Below are 18,452 nucleotides of genomic sequence, written 5' to 3' on the forward strand. Positions count from 1 at the left end.
GCGAATCGGGTCGGTGGTAGGGCGAGTACGACCTACCACCAGGCCGAGTCCAGCCGTCCCTCGATCGCCCTGAGGTTCTCCCTGGCGCAGGTGTCGCAGAAGTAGTGCCTGGTTCCGTGCTCCACGGAGCAGGTCCAGGTGGGCTGTGGGCCTTCGGACCGGGTGCCGCAGCGGGCGCACACGAGGGGCCGGGGCTCCGTGGTGGAGGCGCCGGTGTCACTGCCTCCGGGAAGACTCGTCACGCGGCGACGATAACGCCGCGGCCGTGGATCGGCGGGCAGAACGCACCGCGGGGCCGGTCCGTTCGGACGGACCGGCCCCGCGGGGGAGCTTTCGCCTCCCGGGATCGGGAGGCCACCGCTTCAGGTGTGATCGATTACTGCATGACGGCCATGGCGAGCGCACGGCGGGCGCGCATCGAAGCGCGCTCGGCCCTGCGCTGCATCCGGCGGGCGGTCACCAGGCGCATGGCCCGGCGTTCCCGCTCGGCCTCGTGCAGGCGCTCGTGCATATGCGCACGGGCCAGGGCTTCTGGGATGAGTTGCATCTCTCGGGTCCTGTTCTGGCGCGACTCGGTCGCACCCGGGGTGGTGAAGTCTGGGATCGCGGAGCCCACGGGCTCGCTGGGAGTGGACGGCTTCATCGGGGCCTGCTTCTTGGGGTCGTGCGTGAGGGGGCGGTCGATCGTTCCGAGGGTGATGTTCATGCCGTGACCGGGTTCTTGCGCGGACGGCCACGCGGCCGCTTGCGGGCCACGACGACACCCTGGACGAAGAGCTCGCCACCCCAGACGCCCCAGGGCTCACGCCGCTCCTTGGCGCCGGCGAGGCAGGCCTCGATCAGCGGGCAGGTGCGGCAGAGGGACTTGGCGTACTCGACATCGGCCGGCGACTCGGCGAAGAAGACCTCCGGGTCGTAGGAACGGCAGGGGACGGGCACGCCCAGGTTCTCGATGGCGTCGTCGAGCGCGGTGAGCGTAGTGAGCGGAGTCAAGGTGGAGTCCTCCGTGAGGCCGGGCGGGGGGATCGTTTCGGAAGGCGGTACGGACGGGGCGTGCGCTTCGAGTTGCACGGTTGTTCTTCCTCGTCTGGTCGGTCCGGCCCTGTTGGGCCGGTTGTCGGCTTGGTACCGGGTTCTTTTCTTGTCCCGAGGCCCCTTCGCTCCGTCGTCCCCGTTCGGGGAAAACAGAAGGGCCGCGGATCCCGGATGGGGTTCCGCGGCCCTGAAGGCGCCGGCCTGATCGAATCAGGCTGGATCACTCCAGGGTTCTGGCCCACGGAAGGCCCACATCTGGTGGTGCTGCGTCGTCTGCTTCCGGCTTCCGGCACCGGGTGCAAAGGCATAGGCCTGCGCCTGTGCCCCTACTGCTTCCAGTGCCTTGGTCGGTCGCTCATTGCGCTCACGGATGGGAAGAACCGCGAGAGACACGGCGGACGCCGGACGGGCGGCAGAGATGCCGGACAGACCGGTGCCCAGGTTCGAAACGCCGAGGATGCACAGGGAGACGACCGAGGGATCGGTCATTTTCACGGTGCTGGCGTAGCTGGTGTTGATGCTGATCACTGGAATCGCCTCCTCTCGGCGTCTCGGGGGACCGGGGGTGAGACCGGTCCTTCGGATATGCAAGTACAGCACGGAATCAGGGCCTTCGAGAAGGCCCCCTGTTCCCGTGTCTAAGAACCTATGGGGATTGCTGGGGCATGCGCAAACTATTTTCTCGACGAGTTTGAATCAGTCCTCCGCGACGCCCTCCGCAGGCTCCTGACCGCCGCAGATGGCCAGGACGTCGGCCCCGTAGCGGTTGAGCTTGCGGACGCCGACGCCGGGGATCCGCGCGAGTTCGCCGTCGTCGTCGGGGACGGTCTCGGCGATCGCCATCAGCGTCTTGTCGGTGAAGACGCAGAAGGCGGGCTGGCCGCTGCGCTGCGCCTGGACCTCCCGCCACTCGCGCAACCGCTCGTAGAGGCCCTCGTCCATGTCGGAGGGGCAGTCCTCGCAGCGCATCAGCTTCATCTCGCCGGCCTCGGTGAGCGTGCGGCCGCAGACCCGGCAGCGGGCCACCGTGCGCTGCGCCCGGCGCGGTACGGCCTTGGGCGCGCCCGTGAAGCCGCGCTCGATGCTTCCGGGGGCGACGGTGCCGGGTCTGCCCGCGACGCCGGTCGAGCCGGGGCGCAGGCCGTCCAGGAAGCGGCTGGGGCGGCGGTTGGGGCGGCCGCCGGGTGAGCGGGAGAGGGCCCAGGAGACGTGGAGCCGCTCCCTGGCGCGGGTGACTCCGACGTAGAGGAGCCGGCGCTCCTCCTCGATCTGTTCGTCGGTCTTCGCGTAGGTGATGGGCATCATGCCCTCGGCGACACCGACCAGGAAGACGACGTCCCACTCCAGGCCCTTGGCCGAGTGCAGGGAGGCGAGGGTGACGCCCTGGACGGTCGGGGCGTGCTGGGCGTTGGCCCGCTCGTCGAGTTCGGCGACCAGGTCGGCGAGGGTGACTCCGGGTCTGGCCGCGGCGAAGTCCTGGGCCAGGTTGACCAGGGCCGCCAAAGACTCCCAGCGCTCTCTGACGGCGCCGGAGCCGGCCGGGGGCTCCGTGGTCCAGCCCTCGCCGGAGAGGACGGCACGGACCTGGGAGGGCAGGTCGATGACGTCGTCGAGGAGGGAGTCGTTGCCGCCGAAACGGGCCGCGCCGCGCAGGGCGATGCCGGCCTTGCGGACCTCGGGGCGGTCGAAGAACCGCTCGGCGCCGCGCAGTTGGTAGGGGACCCCGGCGTCGGCGAGGGCCTGTTCGTAGGTCTCGGACTGTGAGTTCGTGCGGACCAGGATCGCGATCTCGCTCGCCGGGACGCCCGCGCCCATGAGGTCGCGGATGCGGCGGGCGGCGCCCTCGGCCTCGGCGGGCTCGTCGCTGTACTCGACGTAGACGGGTTCGGGGCCCGCGGTGCGCTGGGAGATCAGCTCCAGCCGGTGGTCGGCGGCCCGGCCGCTGGCCTGGGAGAGCAGGCCGTTGGCGAGGTGGACGACCTGGGGTGTGGAGCGGTAGTCGCGGACCAGCTTGACGACGGTGGCGCCGGGGTGGCGGGTGCGGAAGTCGAGAAGGTGGTCCGGCGTCGCTCCGGTGAACGAGTAGATCGTCTGGCTGGCGTCGCCGACGACGCACAGGCTGTCGCGATCGCCCAGCCACAGCTCCAGGAGGCGCTGTTGGAGCGGGCTGACGTCCTGGTACTCGTCGACGACGAAGTGCTGGTACTGCGAGCGGACCTGCTCGGCGATGTCGTGCCGGTCCTGAAGGACGGCAACGGTGAGCAGCAGGACGTCCTCGAAGTCGATGACCGCGCGGTCGCGCTTGACGTCCTCGTAGGTGGCGTAGAGCTGGGCGATCTCGGCGGGGGCGCGGGGGACGTCGCGGCCCGCCTTTGCCGCCGCGGCCGCGTAGTCGGAGGGAACGGTCTGGGTGACCTTGGACCACTCGATCTCCGCGGTGACGTCCCGCAGTTCGCCGCGGTCGAGGCGGATGCGGCAGGCGGCCGCCGCGTCGGCGACGAGCTGGATCTTGCGGTCGACGAGCCGGGGCATGCTGCCGCCGATCGCTTTCGGCCAGAAGTACTGGAGCTGGCGGAGCGCGGCCGAGTGGAACGTCCGTGCCTGCACTCCGGTGGCTCCGAGCTGGCGCAGCCGGCCGCGCATCTCGCCTGCTGCGCGGTTGGTGAAGGTGACGGCCAGCACGCTGGAGGACTGCAGGACCCCGGCGCGCACTCCGTAGGCGATGCGGTGGGTGATCGCCCGGGTCTTGCCCGTGCCGGCGCCCGCCAGCACGCACACCGGACCGCGCAGGGCGGTGGCCACCTCGCGTTGCTCGGGGTCGAGTCCTTCGAGCACCGCGTCGGCCGAGTCCGGTACCTGCGGGAAGAGGGAGGAGTGCGTTGCTGCTGTCACACGGCCATGCTGCCAGGTCGCCGGAGACCGGTGAGTCGGTTGTCCACAGGGAGGCACCCGCAGTCGTACTAATGCGGCAGGCGTCACGTGCCACGGGATACCCCCGGCGGGAATGGCGGGTGCGTCGCGTACGTTCCCTCCACTGCGAGGACCTATCCCCTGAGCTGTTGAGGAGCGCGAGAGAATGTCGGGCACCGTGACGATGTACAGCACCACCTGGTGCGGTTACTGCCGTCGGCTGAAGAGCCAGATGGACCGCGAGGGCATCGCGTACAACGAGGTCAACATCGAGCTGGACCCGGATTCCGCGGCGTTCGTCGAGAAGGCGAATGGCGGGAATCAGACGGTCCCCACGGTTTTGTTCGAAGACGGTTCGACGCTTACGAACCCTTCGCTGGCCCAGGTCAAGCAGAAGATCGGCGCCTGACCGACGCTCCGCGCGCGGCTCCGCGGAAGGCGGCCCCTGATGTCAGGGGCCGCCTTTTTGTCGTTCTCCTCGTGTCGGTTGTTCTCCTCGTGCTGGTCGTTCTCCTCACGCGACCGGCTTGTCCCACACGGCGACGTAGCGCCACAGGAGCCGTCGCCGGAACCGGGCCCCGGGCAGCAGGCGCCGGACGGCCTCGCGGACCTCTCCCCAGCACATGGCCGAGTCCTCGATCGGCATGCCGACGGGGCCGAGTTTCCCGCCGTGTCGTCGGGCCAGGAACCGGCTCACGGGCAGCCCGCAACCGCTGATCACCCAGTCCGGGAGCGTCTTGTTGTACGCCAGGCCGACGATCACCAGTCGGCCGCCGGGAGCCGTCAGGCGCACGAGGCGTCCGACGGCGTCCTCGAACTCCGTGTGGTGGACGACGGCGACCGCGCTGACGAAGTCGTACGTGCCTTCGTCGAGTGAGTCGGGTGAGTCGGGCGAGGGGCCGTCTAGGTAGTCCGCCTCCACGAAGGTGACGTTCTCCGGCACGTCCGCGCGGGCGAGCCGGATCATCTGCGGCGAGCGGTCCACGCCCGTCACGGAGCCGGCCCTGCTCGCCAGCTTGCGGGCCAGCAGGCCGTCCCCGCAGCCGACGTCCAGGGCGGCGCGGCAGCCGTCGGGCACGGCGTCCACCACCACGGGGTGGTAGTGGACGTTGTGGTTCCAGTACGGGTCGGCCATCCGCACCCCACTCATCCGCGCCCCGTCGTCCGGCCTCCTGGGCCCCTCAGACGAAGGTCCGCGTCGGCAGCGGCTTGCCGTACCAGAGCTCGATCAGACGGGCCGCGATCGAGATGCCGTACGGCGGCAGCACCTCTTCGGACTCGAAGGCCGCGCGCAGTTCCTCGCGGGAGAACCAGCGGGCCTCGTGGATCTCGTCGCCGTCGACGTTGATGTCGGTCGAGGTGGCGCGGGCCATGAAGCCCAGCATGAGGCTGGACGGGAAGGGCCAGGGCTGGCTGGCGACGTACTCGACGTGGCCGACGGTGATGCCGGCCTCCTCGAAGACCTCGCGGCGCACCGACTGCTCGATGGACTCGCCGGGCTCCACGAAGCCGGCGAGCGTCGAGAAGCGGCCCTCGGGCCAGTGGACCTGGCGGCCGAGCAGGATGCGGTCCTCCTCGTCGGTGACGGCCATGATCACGGCGGGGTCGGTGCGCGGGTAGTGCTCGGCGCCGCAGGCCGGGCAGCGGCGGATGTGGCCAGCCGCGGCGATCACCGTGCGCTCGCCGCAGCGGGAGCAGAAGCGGTGCAGGCGCTGCCAGTTCTCCAGGGCGACCGCGTGCACCATCAGGCCCACGTCCCGGGGTGACAGCAGCAGGCCGGCCTCGCGCAGGCCCGCGGGCCGCGCCGACTGGTCGATACGGCCGGGCAGGGCGTCCTTCTGGAGGGCGAAGTAGCTGACGCCGTCGTCGTCGGTGCCCAGGAAGTAGCGGTGCGCCTCGGTGAGGGGGGCCTCGAAGGACGGGGTCATGACGAGTTCGGTCTTGCCGTCGGGTGTCTCGTCGATGAGGACCTGGCCGCCGGAGACCACGAAGCAGCGGGTGGTGGGGTGGCTCCATGCCGCGGCGAGCCAGGCCTCGTCGAGCCGGTGGTGGGCGGCTCGGTCGATGCCGCTCGGGGCGGTGAGCGAGATGGGTCGGTCGGCTGTGTGGTCGGTCCAGGTGGTCACGGGTGCTTCCAACTCCCCCGGCAATGCGGATTGTTTCGGCGGGCGGTTCAGCGGGACGTACGGCAGGAGGCGACCGGGTCCGGCGGGGACGGGGTGTGCGGGGCGGTTCTTCCAGTGTGCCTCGCGCGCGTAGCCGTTCCGGATCGCGGGTTCGTCAGGGCGCGCGGCGCCAGGTGTCGGCGAGGTCTCCCCACAGGTGGGCGGTGGTTTCGACGCCCTTCAGGAGGAGGTCCAGTTCGACCTTCTCGTTCGGGGCGTGCCAGCCGTCGGAGGGGACGGAGATGCCCAGGAAGAGAACGGGTGCCGTGAGGACTTCCTGGAGGTCGGCGGCCGGTCCCGAGCCGCCCTCGCGGGTGAAGAGGACGGGTTTCTCGAAGGCGCGGGCCATGGCGCGGACGACCGACTGGAGCGCCGGGTGGTCCAGAGGCGTCAGGCACGGGCGCGTGGCCGCGCTGAACGTGATCTCCTGCCGGATTCCGTCGGGTACTTGCCCGTCGGCCCAGGCTCGGACGGCCTTCTCGATGTGGTCGGGGTCCTGTCCCGCGACCAGCCGGAAGGAGAGCTTCACCATGGCCGAGGACGGGATGATCGTCTTGCTGCCGGGGCCCTGGTAGCCGCCGCCGATGCCGTTGACCTCGGCCGTGGGGCGGGCCCAGATGCGCTCCAGGGTGGTGTGTCCGGCCTCGCCGTGGGTGGCGTGCGACTTGGCGGTGCGCAGCCACTCCTTGTCGTCGAAGGGCAGCTCGGCGAAGAGCTCGCGCTCCTGGTCGGTGAGTTCGACGATGCCGTCGTAGAAGCCGGGGACGGCCACGCGTGCGTGCTCGTCGTGCAGTGCGGCGACGAGGCGGGCGGCGGCGGTCGCCGGGTTGGGCACGGCACCGCCGAAGGAGCCGGAGTGGACGTCCTGGTCGGGGCCGTGCAGCCGGATCTCGCACTCGGCGAGGCCGCGCATACCAGTGCACACCGTGGGGGTGTCCTCGGACCACATGCCGGTGTCGGAGACGATCACGGCGTCGGCGGCGAGCCGGTCGGCGTGCTCCTCGACGAGCGCCCGGAAGTGCGGGGAGCCGGACTCCTCCTCGCCCTCGATCAGGAGCTTCAGGTGGACGGCGGGGGCGGTGCGGCCGGTGGCGGCGAGGTGGGCGCGGACGCCGAGTGTGTGGAAGAACACCTGGCCTTTGTCGTCGGCCGCCCCGCGCGCGTAGAGGCGGTTCTCCTGGACGACGGGCTCGAAGGGCTCGCTGTCCCAGCCGTCCTCGCGGGCGGCGGGCTGGACGTCGTGATGGCCGTAGACGAGGACCGTGGGTGCCTCGGGGTCGTCGGAGGGCCATTCGGCGAAGACGGCGGGGGCGCCGGGAGTCGGCCAGACCTCGGTGGTCGGGAAGCCGGTCTTCCGGAGTGTGGCGGCGAGCCAGTCCGCGCTGCGCCGGACGTCGGGCGCGTGGTCGGGCTGCGCCGACACGGACGGGATGCGCAGCCACTCGGCGAGGTCGTCGAGGAAGGCTGCGCGGTGCTGCTCGATGTACGTGCGGACCGCGCTGACGGCACTGTCAACGGTGTGGCTCATGGTCACGAGCCTATCGGCCCGCACTGACATCCTCGGTGGGCGGTTCCTCACAGTTTGCTTGCGCGCCCGGCTCCTCCAGCAGCAGCCGCTCCAGCGCGGCCCGGTCCGGGAGGTTGTCCGGCCGTACGACCTCGCCGCCGCGCACGTACAGGAACGCGGCCGTGACCGCCTCCAGGGGCACGCCCTGCCGCTCGGCCCAGGCCACCCGGTAGATCGCGAGCTGGAGCGGGTCGGCGGTGCGGGTGCGGCTGGTCTTCCAGTCGAGGACCTCGTACGTCACCCCGTCGCCGTCGCCCTGTCTGTAGACGGCGTCGATACGACCCCGTACGACGCGGCCGGCGATCGCGAGCTCGAAGGGGGTCTCGACGCGGTAGGGCGTGCGCCGGGCGTACTCGGTGCGTTCGAAGGCTTCCTTGAGGGCTTCCAGGTCGCGTTCGTCGGCGATCTCGGCCTCGCTGCCGGGCAGTTCGTCCGGCTCCAGCATGGGCAGGGTCAGCTCTTCGAAGCGTGACTCCACCCAGGCGTGGAAGCGGGTGCCCCGGCGTGCGGCGGGTTGCGGTGGGCGCGGCAGCGGGCGCGCGAGTTCCTGGGCGAGCGCGTCCGGGTCGGCGGCCAGAAGCATCAACTGGGTGGCCGTGAGGGAGGCCGGCAGGGGGACGTCGGTGACTCCCCGGCGGGCGCGCAGGAGTTCCCCCGTGAGGGCGTCGAGGTCGCGGTCCCAGGAAGCGATGGCGCGGGCCTCCTCGGGGGTGAGGCGGCTCCCGGGCGGTTCCGTGGGGTGCGGGCGCGCGCCCCCTGGCGCACTGGAGTGTTCGGCGGAGTGCGGGGCCGTCGCCTGGTGCGGGACGGTCGGGCGGTCCGTGGTCCAGGCGTCCCAGTCGGCGGGGTCGTCCTCCGGGAGGGCGTTCTCGGCTGCGGCCTCGGTTTCGGCCGCAGTGTCCGGGAGGGACTCCTCATAGGGAGGCTCCCCGAAGGGGGGCTCTTCGTAAGGAGGTTCGTCGTCCTCCGGTGGTGGAGGCCAGTCCGGGTCGTCGTGGGCGTTCGGGTCGTGCGTGGCCGCGGGGTGGCCCTCGTCGTGGGAGGCGAGGTGCTCCAGGTGCTCCAGGACCCTCCTGGCCGCCGTACGGCGGTGGGCCAGCGCGGTGTCGTCCAGGGGCAGCGGCCAGGCCTGGTCGGCGGTGGCCGTGTGCAGGGCGGGGTTCTCCGCGTCGTCCTCGGGCCGGTCCGCCCAGGCCTCGATCTCGCCGTACCCGGCAGCGCAGTGGTCGTGGAGGGCCTGTAGGAAGTCGGAGGGGCCGCGGGGTTTCTTCTGGGTGGGACCCCACCAGTGGCCGGAGCCGAGCAGCAGGGAGCGGGGGCGGGTGAAGGTGACGTAGCCGAGGCGGAGTTCCTCGGTGTGCTGGTGGTCCTTCATGGCCTCGTGGAAGGCCTTCAGGCCCTTGGCATCCCAGGAGGCCACGTCGGGCAAGGTGGCGGTGTCGCCGCGCAGCGTGTGCGGGAGGACCTTGCCCTGGGCGGTCCACTTCTCGCGGCCCTGGCTGCTGGGGAAGGTCCCGGTGACCAGGCCGGGGACAGCCACGACGTCCCATTCCAGGCCCTTGGACTTGTGCGCGGTGAGCACCTTGACGGTGTTCTCGCCGCCCGGCAGCGCGTTGTCGAGGCCCTTCTCGTACTGGGCGGCGGTGCGCAGGAAGCCGAGGAAGGCGAGCAGGGTCGCCTCGCCGTCGCCCGCGGCGAAGGAGGCCGCGACGTCCAGGAAGTTCGACAGGGTCTCGCGGCGGCGGGCGGCCAGGGCGTGCGGGGACGCCGCCAGTTCGACCTCCAGGCCGGTGACGGCGAGGACGCGGTGCAGGACGTCCATCAGGGGGTCGGACAGGGAGCGGCGCAGGTCGCGCAGTTCGGTGGCCAGGTGGGCGAAGCGCACGCGCGCGTCCGGTGAGAAGGGCAGCCCGTCGTCGTCCCCGGTGCGGTCGGCGCCGTAGAGGGGTGTCTCCAGGAACGTGTCGAGGGCGTCGGCGAGCGATATCACCTCGGAGGGGTCGACCCCCTCGACGGCCTCGGCGAGTCGGCGGTCGGGGTCTTCGTCGTCCCCCACGCGCGTGTGCGTCACCAGGAGGCGGGCGCGCCGGCCCAGGAGGGCGAGGTCGCGCGGGCCGATGCGCCAGCGTGGGCCGGTCAGCAGCCGGACCAGGGAGGCGTTGGCGCCGGGGTCCTGGAGGACTTCGCAGACGGCGACGAGGTCGGCGACCTCGGGCAGGTGCAGCAGCCCGGAGAGCCCGACCACCTCGACCGGGATGTCGCGGGCGACGAGGGCACCCTGGATCTCGGCGAAGTCGGTGGCCGTGCGGCACAGGACGGCGATCTCGCCGGGTGCCTTCCCGGTCCGTACGAGGTGGGCGATGGAGTCGGCGAGCCAGCCGATCTCCTCGGTGTGGGTGGGCAGCAGCGCGCAGCGGACCATGCCGTCGCGCTCGGCGCCGGGGGCCGGGCGGAGGGCCTCCACGCCCGCGTGCATGGCGCGCAGGGGTTCCGCGAGGTTGTTGGCGAGGTCGAGGAGGCGGCCGCCGCTGCGGCGGTTCTCGCTGAGCGACTGGCGGGCGGCGAGGCGGCCGTCGGCGTGTGCGAAGTGCTCAGGGAAGTCGTCGAGGTTGGCGACGGACGCGCCGCGCCAGCCGTAGATCGCCTGGCAGGGGTCGCCGACCGCGGTCACCGGGTGGCCCGTGCCGGCGCCGAACAGGCCTGCCAGGAGGATGCGTTGGGCGACCGAGGTGTCCTGGTACTCGTCGAGCAGCACCACCCGGAACTCGTCGCGCAGGATCTCGCCGACTTCTGGGCGGGTGCGGGCCAGGGTCGCGGAGAGGGCGATCTGGTCACCGAAGTCGAGCAGGTCGCGCTCGCGCTTGGCGGTCCGGTAGCGGCTCACCAGCTCGGTGAGTTCACGCCGTGCGGCGGCCGCCTCGGGGACCTTGCGCAGCTCGGCGTTGCTGAGCTTGCGGCCCTCCAGGTCGCGCAGCAGCTCGGCGTCGTACGCGCGCAACTCCTCGGGGCGTACGAGGTGTTCGGACAGCTCGCCGTCGAGGGTGAGGAGGTCGCTGACGAGGTCCGGGAAGGAGCGGGTGAGTGCCGGGTAGGGGCCGGGGGCCTCGCGCAGCACGCGCGCGGCGAGCTGGAAACGGGTGGCGTCGGCGAGCAGGCGGGCTGTTGGTTCGAGGCCGATGCGCAGGCCGTGGTCGGTCAGGAGGCGGCCCGCGAAGGCGTGGTACGTCGAGATCACGGGCTCGCCCGGAGGGTTGTCCGGGTCGATGACGTCGGGATCGGTGACGCCCGCCTTGATGAGCGCCTTGCGGACGCGCTCGGCGAGTTCACCGGCGGCCTTGTTGGTGAAGGTCAGGCCGAGGACCTGCTCGGGGGCGACCTGGCCGGTGCCGACCAGCCACACCACGCGGGCCGCCATCACCGTGGTCTTGCCCGACCCGGCTCCGGCCACGATCACCTGCGGGGCGGGCGGCGCGATGATGCAGGCCGTCTGCTCCGGGGTGAAGGGGATGCCGAGGAGCTCCTTGAGCTGATCGGGATCGGTGATACGGGCGGGCATGTCGGAGAGGCTAGCGGCGGCCACTGACAGTCGAGGACCAATCGCCCTCAGGGGCAGAAGAAGCGCAGGTCAGCACATGTGGTGCGATACGTCACGCGAGTTACTCGACGACGTGTCGTCCCTCGGGCCGCGCGCTGCAAGAGGCCCGGAACGCGCAGTGCGTGCAGTGCTGCCCCGCCGTGGGCGTGAACCGTTCGTCGAGGACCTTGCCCGCTGCCGTGGCCAGCAGCTCACCGGCCCACTCCCCCTCCAGGGGCTCCTGGGCCTGCACCTTGGGCAGGGTCTCGCCGCCGTCCCGTTGCGCGGCGCCCTGGCGCAGCTGGACGAGTTCGGCGCCGCCCGGTTCGGGGCGGACTCCGTCGAAGGCCTCGTCGACGGCACCCTCGCGGACCGCGATCTGATAGACGGCGAGTTGGGGGTGACGCTCCACCTCGCGGGCGGTCGGCGTCTGCTTGCCGGTCTTGAAGTCGACTACGTAGGCACGTCCTTCGCCGTCCGCCTCGACGCGGTCCATGGAGCCGCGGATGCGCACTTCGTAGTCGCCCGCTCCGAGGGTGACGTCGAAGTCGTGCTCGCTGGCGACGGGCGTGCGGCCGGTGCGGACGCCGTTGGAATCGACGTGCCACTTCAGGAAGCGTTCGAGCGCCACGCGCGCGTTGTTCTTCTCCTGCACCGACTTCCAGGGCGCGTCGAAGGCGAGCGCGTTCCACACGGTGTCGAGGCGCTCCATGAGGACGGCGAGATCGGCCGGAGTGCGTCCGGAGGCGACCTCGTCGGCGAGGACATGCACCACGTTCCCGAAGCCCTGGGCGGCGGTCGCGGGCGCGTCGGCCTTCACCTCACGGCCCAGGAACCATTGCAGGGCACAGGTGTTGGCGAGCTGGTCGAGGGCGCTTCCGGAGAGCACGACGGGCTGGTCGCGGTCGCGCAGCGGCACCTTGCTCTCGGTCGGCTCGTACATGCCCCACCAGCGGTACGGGTGCGCGGACGGGACCAGCGCGCGGCCCTCCTCGTCGGCGAGCGCGGCCAGCCGGGCCAGCCGGCGCGCGGCGGCCTCCCTGAGGGTGTCGGACACGCGCGGGTCGACGGTCGTGGCGCGCAGCTCGGCGACCAGTGCGGCGACCGACAGCGGACGGCGCGGGCGGCCGGTGACGTCCTTGGGCTCGACGCCGAGTTCGGTGAGGAAGCGGGACGGCTGGTCGCCGTCGTCCGCGGGTGCCTTCACGGCGGTGACGACGAGTCGCTCACGCGCGCGTGTCGCGGCGACGTAGAACAGGCGGCGTTCCTCGGCGAGCAGGGCCCCCGGGGTGAGTGGTTCGGCGAGTCCGTCGCGGCCGATGCGGTCGGCCTCCAGGAGGGAGCCGCGTCGGCGCAGGTCCGGCCACAGGCCCTCCTGGACGCCGGCCACGACGACCAGGTTCCACTCCAGGCCCTTGGAACGGTGCGCGGTCATCAGGCGTACGGCTTCGGGGCGTACGGCACGCCGCGTGAGCGTGTCGGCGGCGATGTCCTCGGCGTCGATCTCCTCCAGGAAGTTGAGGGCGCCCCGGCCCCCGGTGCGCTCCTCCGCGCGGGCCGCGGTCGCGAACAGCGCGCACACCGCGTCCAGGTCACGGTCCGCGTTGCGCCCGGCCGCGCCGCCTCGCAGTGCGGCCCGCTGCAGGCGCCCGGGCCACGGCGTGCCCTGCCAGAGGTCCCACAGCGCCTCCTCGGCGTTACCGCCGCCCGCCAGTCGCTCCCGTGCCTTGCGCAGCAGCGCGCCCAGGCGCTGGGCTCCACGCGCGTACGTGGGGTCGTGCGCGACCAGCCGCTCCGGCTCGGCCAGCGCCCGCGTGAGCAGCTCGTCCGAGGGCGGCGGCACGGGATTGCCCCCGGCCCGCTCCTCCTCGCGCAGCGCCCGGCCCAGGCGGCGCAGATCAGCGGCGTCCATGGCGGCGAGCGGCGAGGCGAGCAGGGTGAGCGCGGTTTCGATGTCGAGCCAGGAGGGGGCGGCAGGCTCTCCGGAATCGGCTTCCGGCGTAGCCTCTTCGCGCTCGTGCTCCTGCTCGGCTTCCGCCGTGGCCTGCCCGTCGTCGGCTTCCGCCACGGCGTCTTCAACGGCGTCGTCTACGTCGTCGGTCTCCCCAACGGCCGGTACGGCTTCGGTGTCGTCCTCGGGCCGTGCCGAAGCCTCCGCCGTCGCCACCGCCCGCAATGCCGTCAGCAGTGGTGCCACCGACGGTTCGTGGCGCAGGGGCAGGTCGTCGCCGTCGATGTCCAGGGGGACGCCTGCCGCCGTGAGGGCGCGTCGGATCGTGGGGATGGTCCGGGAGCCGGCGCGCACCAGGACGGCCATGTCGCTCCAGGGGACGCCGTCCTCCAGGTGCGCCCTGCGGAGGATGTCGGCGATGTTGTCCAGCTCCGTGCCGGACGTCGGGTACGTGTACACCTCGACGCGCCCGCCGTCCCGTACCGGGGACAACTCGCGGTGGGCGCGCACCTTCTGCGCCGGGAGCCTGGTCAGGGGCATGCGCTGGGTCAGCAGACGGGTGGCGGTCAGCAGGGCGGCGGCGGAGCGGCGGGAGGTCCGGAGCACCTCCACGGGGGCCGGGCTGCCGTCCGCGCGCGGGAAGGCGCTCGGGAAGTCCAGGATGCCGTTCACGTCGGCGCCCCGGAACGTGTAGATCGACTGGTCGGGGTCGCCGAAGGCGACGAGGGTGCGGCCACCACCGGCGAGGGCGTCCAGCAGTCGTACCTGGGCCGGGTCGGTGTCCTGGTACTCGTCGACGAACACGGCGTCGTACTCCGCGGCGAGCCGCTCGGCGACCTCGGGGCGGTGGGCGAGCAGCACCGCGCGGTGGACGAGTTCCGCGTAGTCGAGCACTCCTTGGAGGTCGAGTACGTCGAGGTACTCGGCGAGGAACGCGGCGGCGGCACGCCAGTCGGGGCGCCCGATGCGACGGGCGAAGGCGTCCAGGGCGCCGGGGTCCAGGCCCAGTTCGCGGCTGCGGGCCAGGACCGCGCGGACCTCGTCGGCGAAGCCGCGGGTGGTGAGGCAGGCCCGCAGTTCGTCGGGCCAGCGCACGTGGGCGAGACCGAGCCGCTCCAGGCCGGGCTGACCGGCGAGCAGTTCGCGTACGGCGACGTCCTGTTCGGGGCCGGACAGCAGCCGTAGCGGCTCGACGAACAGGTCGCTGTCCTGGTGGGCGCGGACCAGGGCGTAGCAGAACGAGTGGAAGGTGGTCGCGCGGGGCGCGCGGGCGGCGCCGATGCGCAGGGCCATGCGGTCGCGCAGTTCGACGGCCGCCTTGCGGCTGAACGTCAGCACGAGGATCCGCGCGGGGTCACCTCCCCGGGCGATCCTGGCCGCGACGGACTCCACGAGGGTGGTGGTCTTGCCGGTGCCGGGACCTGCGAGGACGAGCAGCGGACCGGTCTCGTGGTCAACCACAGAGCGCTGTGGCGCGTCCAGACGAGGGGGAACCGGCCGGGTCGGCGGGGTACGCACCAGTCGGTAAGCGCCACGGTTCCCCTGTCGCCCCTGGGGGTGCGACAGGCGCCTGGTGGAGGAAGAGGAGCTCACGTGGTTCGCCGGTCCTGGTGGGTGTGCTGGTTGCCTGACCACCGCGCGTGGAGAGCGGTGACCGCGAGGTGAGGGGGACAGGTGCAGCCGACGCTACGCCGACGGGTCGCGGGGAAGCAGGGCTTCCGCTCGTTCCCCCACGGCTCGCGCGACCCTCGCGTCCCTCGCCCCTCGAACGTACGGCATGCCACGGACGTGCCGGGTTTCCCCCGTACGGGCCACAGGTCGCCCCGTGGCGCGTCCGATGGCGGAAGCTGTCAGGTGTGACCGTCCGCGCGCTCGCCGCCGTCCCATCGCGCCCGTTTCATGTCGACGCGCGGCAGATGACCCTCGGCGGCTCTGCTCGCCTCCTTCAGAGGAGTGCCCTCCGCGCGGTAGGTGTCGAGGGCCTCCAGTTCGTGGCCCGGGAGCAGCACGCCGTCCGCGCGGACGACCCGCCACCACGGAACGGCTCCTCCGTAGAGGGCCATCACGCGGCCGACCTGGCGCGGGCCGCCCTCCTCCAGCCATTCGGCGACGTCTCCGTACGTCATGACGCGCCCGGGCGGAATCCGTTCGGCCACGTCGAGGACGCGCTCCGCGTACTCGGGCAGCGCGTCTCCGTGCTCAGGGCCGGTGTCGTCCGGAAGGCTCTCCTCGCTCATCCGCCCCATCCTGCCGCACCCCACCGACAGTGCGACGCGCTGGCGACTCTGCGTATCCCTCGCCCCGGAGCGGCGCGTGGGGCAGACTGTGCGCCCCCGCATTTGCACCCTGATGCCCCCGTGTGTCGGTGGGGCATGCCACCATCGTGCGGGCGGTGACTGGTGATACGAGATCAAGAAGAGACGATGAAGCAGCAGGGTGTGCACCCCGAAGACGCGGAGGGTACCTCTGACGCTGCGTCGCGCCCGGACACCGCCGACACGACCGGCCATGAGCCCTCGGAGGGTCCCGCCGAGACCCCTGACCCCAGCCCCACGCCCGGCCCCGTGCCCGGTCTCGACGACTGCGGCGACGACCCGCACGTCGAAGAGGTCGAGGGCGACGAACCACTGCTCCCCGCGCGCGTGCACCGCCCTTCCGACCTCATGCGCCTCCTAGTGGGCTTTCTCGCGATCGTCGTACTGCTCGCGATCGCCGCGTTCGCGCACGGCACGACCTCGGGGCTCGAACAGGACATCAACAAGGGCACCGGGCAGGCGCCCGACCTGCTGATCAAGATCGCGGGGCTGGCGTCCAGCATCGCCATCCTGCTGGTGCCGGTCGCCTTCGCGATCGAGCGGCTGATCAAGCGGGACGGGCTGCGCATCGCCGACGGCGTGCTCGCGGCGGTCCTCGCGCACGGAGTGACACTCGCCACGGACCTGTGGGTCGCCAAAGCCGCCCCGGGCTCCATCCAGGAGGCGCTCACCCAGCCCTCCCCCGGCGACATCCACGCCCTCACCGACCCGGTGCACGGCTATCTGGCGCCCGTCATCGCGTACATGACGGCCGTAGGCATGTCCCGGAGGCCGCGCTGGCGCTCCGTGCTGTGGATCGTGCTGCTGCTCGACGCCTTCTCGATGCTGGTCACCGGGTACACGACGCCGTTCTCGATCATCCTGACGGTGCTGATCGGCTGGACCGTCGCCTACGGGACGCTGTACGCGGTGGGCTCGCCGAACGTCCGTCCCACCGGACGGACGCTGATGGCGGGTCTGCGGACGGTCGGCTTCCACCCGGTGGGCGCGGCCCGCGAGGAGGCCGTCGACACGGAGAACGGCGACCGCGGCCGACGGTATTTCGTGACCCTGGAGGACGGTCCACCGCTGGACGTCACCGTGGTCGACCGGGAACAGCAGGCTCAGGGCTTCTTCTACCGCGCGTGGCGCAATCTGACGCTGCGCGGCTTCGCGACCCGCAGCAGCCTCCAGTCACTGCGCCAGGCGCTGGAGCAGGAGGCCCTGCTGGCCTATGCGGCGATCGCGGCCGGGGCCAACGCCCCGAAGCTGATCGCCACCTCGGAGCTCGGCCCCGACGCCGTGATGCTCGTCTACGAGCACACCGGCGGACGCACGCTCGACTCGCTCGCGGACGAGGAGATCACCGACGATCTGCTGCGCCTCACCTGGCACCAGGTGCAGGCGTTGCAGTCGCGGCGCATCGCCCACCGCAGGCTGGCCGGTGACGCGATTCTGGTGGATCGTTCCGGCAAGGTGATCCTCACGGACCTGCGCGGTGGCGAGATCGCGGCCGGTGAGCTGCTGTTGCGCATGGACGTCGCCCAGTTGGTGACGACGGTCGGCCTGCGGGTGGGCGCCGAGCGCGCGGTGGCCTCGGCGGTCGGTGTCCTCGGGCCCGACGCCGTGGCCGACTGTCTGCCGATGCTCCAGCCCATCGCGTTGTCGCGCTCCACGCGCGCGACGCTGAGACGGCTGTCCCGGGAGCGCGCCCAGCGGGAGCGCGACGCGATCATCGAGGCGTCCCGGCAGACCAGGCTGGCCCACGCGGAGGTGACCCCGGAGGGGTCCACTCCCGTACTCGGGAAGCCTGACAAGAAGGCCGACAAGAAGGCCGTACGCGCGGAGCAGCGGGCCGAGAAGCGGGCCATCGACGAGGCGTTGGACGAGGCCCGTGAGGAGGATCTGCTCACCCAGATCCGGCACCAGGTGCTGTTGATCAGGCCGCAGGCGCCTGTTGAACCGGCCCGTCTGGAGCGGGTGCGGCCGCGCACGCTGATCAGTTTCATGGCGGGTGCGATCGGTGCGTACTTCCTGCTGACGCAGCTCACGCATATCGAGTTCGGTCCGCTCGTCGCCAACGCCCAGTGGGGCTGGGTGGCGGCGGCCGTGCTGTTCTCGGCACTGAGCTACTTCGCGGCGGCGATGGCCCTCCTGGGGTTCGTGCCGGAGCGCGTGCCGTTCCTGCGGGCCGTGGCGGCGCAGGTCGCCGGGTCGTTCGTGAAGATCGTGGCCCCGGCCGCGGTCGGCGGTGTCGCCCTGAACACGCGCTTCCTGCAGCGTGCCGGGGTGCGGCCCGGGCTCGCGGTGGCGAGTGTCGGCGCGTCGCAGTTGTTCGGTCTTGGCTGCCACATTCTGATGCTGCTGTCGTTCGGCTACCTGACCGGCACCGAGAAGACGCCGTCCCTGTCGCCGTCCAGGACGGTCATCGCCGGTCTGCTGACGGTGGCGGTGCTCGTGCTCGTGGTGACCTCGGTGCCGTTCCTGCGGAAGTTCCTCGTCACGCGCGTGCGGTCGCTTTTCGCGGGCGTCATCCCGCGCATGCTCGACGTGCTGCAGCGGCCGCAGAAGCTGATCACCGGCATCGGCGGCATGCTCCTGCTGACGGCCTGCTTCGTGATGTGCCTGGACGCGTCGATCCGGGCGTTCGGCGACGACTCGACGTCGCTCAGCCTGGCCAGCGTCGCGGTCGTCTTCCTCGCGGGCAACGCGCTCGGTTCCGCGGCCCCGACCCCGGGCGGTGTGGGCGCCGTCGAGGCGACCCTGACGGTCGGTCTGATCGCCGTGGGCCTCCCCAAGGAGGTCGCCGCTCCGGCGGTGCTGCTGTACCGGCTGCTGACACTGTGGATTCCGGTGCTGCCGGGCTGGCTGTTCTTCAACCACCTGTCCCGCAAGGGCTCCTTGTAGAGCACGCACACGCACGGACGCGTACACACGTGGTGCACGCACGCGTGCG

13 protein-coding genes are annotated in these 18,452 nt (G+C 71.8%); 2 read left to right on the forward strand and 11 right to left on the reverse strand.

Going from position 1 to position 18,452, the window contains the following annotated elements; translation table 11 throughout:
* Window positions 1–32: 32 nt before the first annotated feature.
* From OG714_RS18575 to OG714_RS18595, 5 genes are all read right to left on the reverse strand, one after another.
* The gene (locus tag OG714_RS18575) at window positions 33–242 is read right to left on the reverse strand and encodes a hypothetical protein (protein ID WP_406122333.1); all 210 of its coding nucleotides are present in this window, start codon (window positions 240–242) and stop codon (window positions 33–35) included.
* Between the two features lie 134 nt (window positions 243–376).
* A complete protein-coding gene (locus OG714_RS18580) occupies window positions 377–706 on the reverse strand; it encodes a hypothetical protein (protein WP_406122335.1) in 330 nt (109 codons plus the stop codon).
* Entirely contained in the window at window positions 703–1,071 is a 369-nt protein-coding gene (locus OG714_RS18585; protein ID WP_019058340.1) for a WhiB family transcriptional regulator, read from the reverse strand. The genes OG714_RS18580 and OG714_RS18585 overlap by 4 nt, the downstream gene beginning before the upstream one ends.
* Window positions 1,072–1,245: 174 nt before the next feature.
* Window positions 1,246–1,563 carry a hypothetical protein gene (locus OG714_RS18590; protein ID WP_406122337.1) on the reverse strand — a complete coding sequence of 106 codons (318 nt, stop codon included), beginning with the start codon at window positions 1,561–1,563 and terminating at the stop codon, window positions 1,246–1,248.
* A gap of 168 nt (window positions 1,564–1,731) precedes the next feature.
* Entirely contained in the window at window positions 1,732–3,927 is a 2,196-nt protein-coding gene (locus OG714_RS18595; RefSeq protein ID WP_406122339.1) for an ATP-dependent DNA helicase UvrD2, read from the reverse strand.
* Window positions 3,928–4,111: 184 nt separating this feature from the next.
* Between OG714_RS18595 and OG714_RS18600 the strand changes: the two genes are divergently transcribed.
* Entirely contained in the window at window positions 4,112–4,354 is a 243-nt protein-coding gene (locus OG714_RS18600; RefSeq protein WP_406122341.1) for a mycoredoxin, read from the forward strand.
* A 105-nt stretch (window positions 4,355–4,459) separates the two neighbouring features.
* Here OG714_RS18600 and OG714_RS18605 read toward each other — a convergent pair whose 3' ends face one another.
* From OG714_RS18605 to OG714_RS18630, 6 genes are all read right to left on the reverse strand, one after another.
* Window positions 4,460–5,095: a class I SAM-dependent methyltransferase gene (locus OG714_RS18605; protein WP_406122342.1), complete on the reverse strand. Its 636-nt coding sequence runs from the start codon at window positions 5,093–5,095 to the stop codon at window positions 4,460–4,462.
* Window positions 5,096–5,126: 31 nt separating this feature from the next.
* Complete coding sequence (gene nudC / locus OG714_RS18610) at window positions 5,127–6,071, reverse strand: NAD(+) diphosphatase (protein WP_019058345.1); 945 nt, start codon at window positions 6,069–6,071, stop codon at window positions 5,127–5,129.
* Between the two features lie 154 nt (window positions 6,072–6,225).
* Window positions 6,226–7,638 carry a dipeptidase gene (locus OG714_RS18615; protein WP_406122344.1) on the reverse strand — a complete coding sequence of 471 codons (1,413 nt, stop codon included), beginning with the start codon at window positions 7,636–7,638 and terminating at the stop codon, window positions 6,226–6,228.
* A gap of 10 nt (window positions 7,639–7,648) precedes the next feature.
* Window positions 7,649–11,233: a UvrD-helicase domain-containing protein gene (locus OG714_RS18620; protein ID WP_406122346.1), complete on the reverse strand. Its 3,585-nt coding sequence runs from the start codon at window positions 11,231–11,233 to the stop codon at window positions 7,649–7,651.
* 100 nt (window positions 11,234–11,333) lie between these two features.
* Window positions 11,334–14,795: an ATP-dependent helicase gene (locus tag OG714_RS18625; protein ID WP_406122348.1), complete on the reverse strand. Its 3,462-nt coding sequence runs from the start codon at window positions 14,793–14,795 to the stop codon at window positions 11,334–11,336.
* Window positions 14,796–15,052: 257 nt separating this feature from the next.
* Window positions 15,053–15,439: an MGMT family protein gene (locus OG714_RS18630; protein WP_406122350.1), complete on the reverse strand. Its 387-nt coding sequence runs from the start codon at window positions 15,437–15,439 to the stop codon at window positions 15,053–15,055.
* Between the two features lie 186 nt (window positions 15,440–15,625).
* Here OG714_RS18630 and OG714_RS18635 point away from each other — a divergent pair, with 186 nt between their 5' ends.
* On the forward strand, window positions 15,626–18,403 hold the full coding sequence (locus OG714_RS18635; protein WP_406122352.1) for a YbhN family protein: 2,778 nt from the start codon (window positions 15,626–15,628) through the stop codon (window positions 18,401–18,403).
* Window positions 18,404–18,452 lie beyond the last annotated feature (49 nt).

The organism is Streptomyces sp. NBC_00989 (assembly GCF_045162655.1).
Taxonomy (GTDB): Bacteria; Actinomycetota; Actinomycetes; order Streptomycetales; family Streptomycetaceae; genus Streptomyces.

What these genes read in the sequence shown, in the direction of transcription:
- OG714_RS18580 (WP_406122335.1), bottom strand. Translation starts at nt 706, where the DNA reads ATGAACATCACCCTCGGAACGATCGACCGCCCCCTCACGCACGACCCC.
- OG714_RS18600 (WP_406122341.1), top strand. Translation starts at nt 4,112, where the DNA reads ATGTCGGGCACCGTGACGATGTACAGCACCACCTGGTGCGGTTACTGC.
- OG714_RS18605 (WP_406122342.1), bottom strand. Translation starts at nt 5,095, where the DNA reads ATGAGTGGGGTGCGGATGGCCGACCCGTACTGGAACCACAACGTCCAC.
- OG714_RS18615 (WP_406122344.1), bottom strand. Translation starts at nt 7,638, where the DNA reads ATGAGCCACACCGTTGACAGTGCCGTCAGCGCGGTCCGCACGTACATC.
- OG714_RS18620 (WP_406122346.1), bottom strand. Translation starts at nt 11,233, where the DNA reads ATGCCCGCCCGTATCACCGATCCCGATCAGCTCAAGGAGCTCCTCGGC.
- OG714_RS18630 (WP_406122350.1), bottom strand. Translation starts at nt 15,439, where the DNA reads ATGAGCGAGGAGAGCCTTCCGGACGACACCGGCCCTGAGCACGGAGAC.
- OG714_RS18635 (WP_406122352.1), top strand. Translation starts at nt 15,626, where the DNA reads ATGAAGCAGCAGGGTGTGCACCCCGAAGACGCGGAGGGTACCTCTGAC.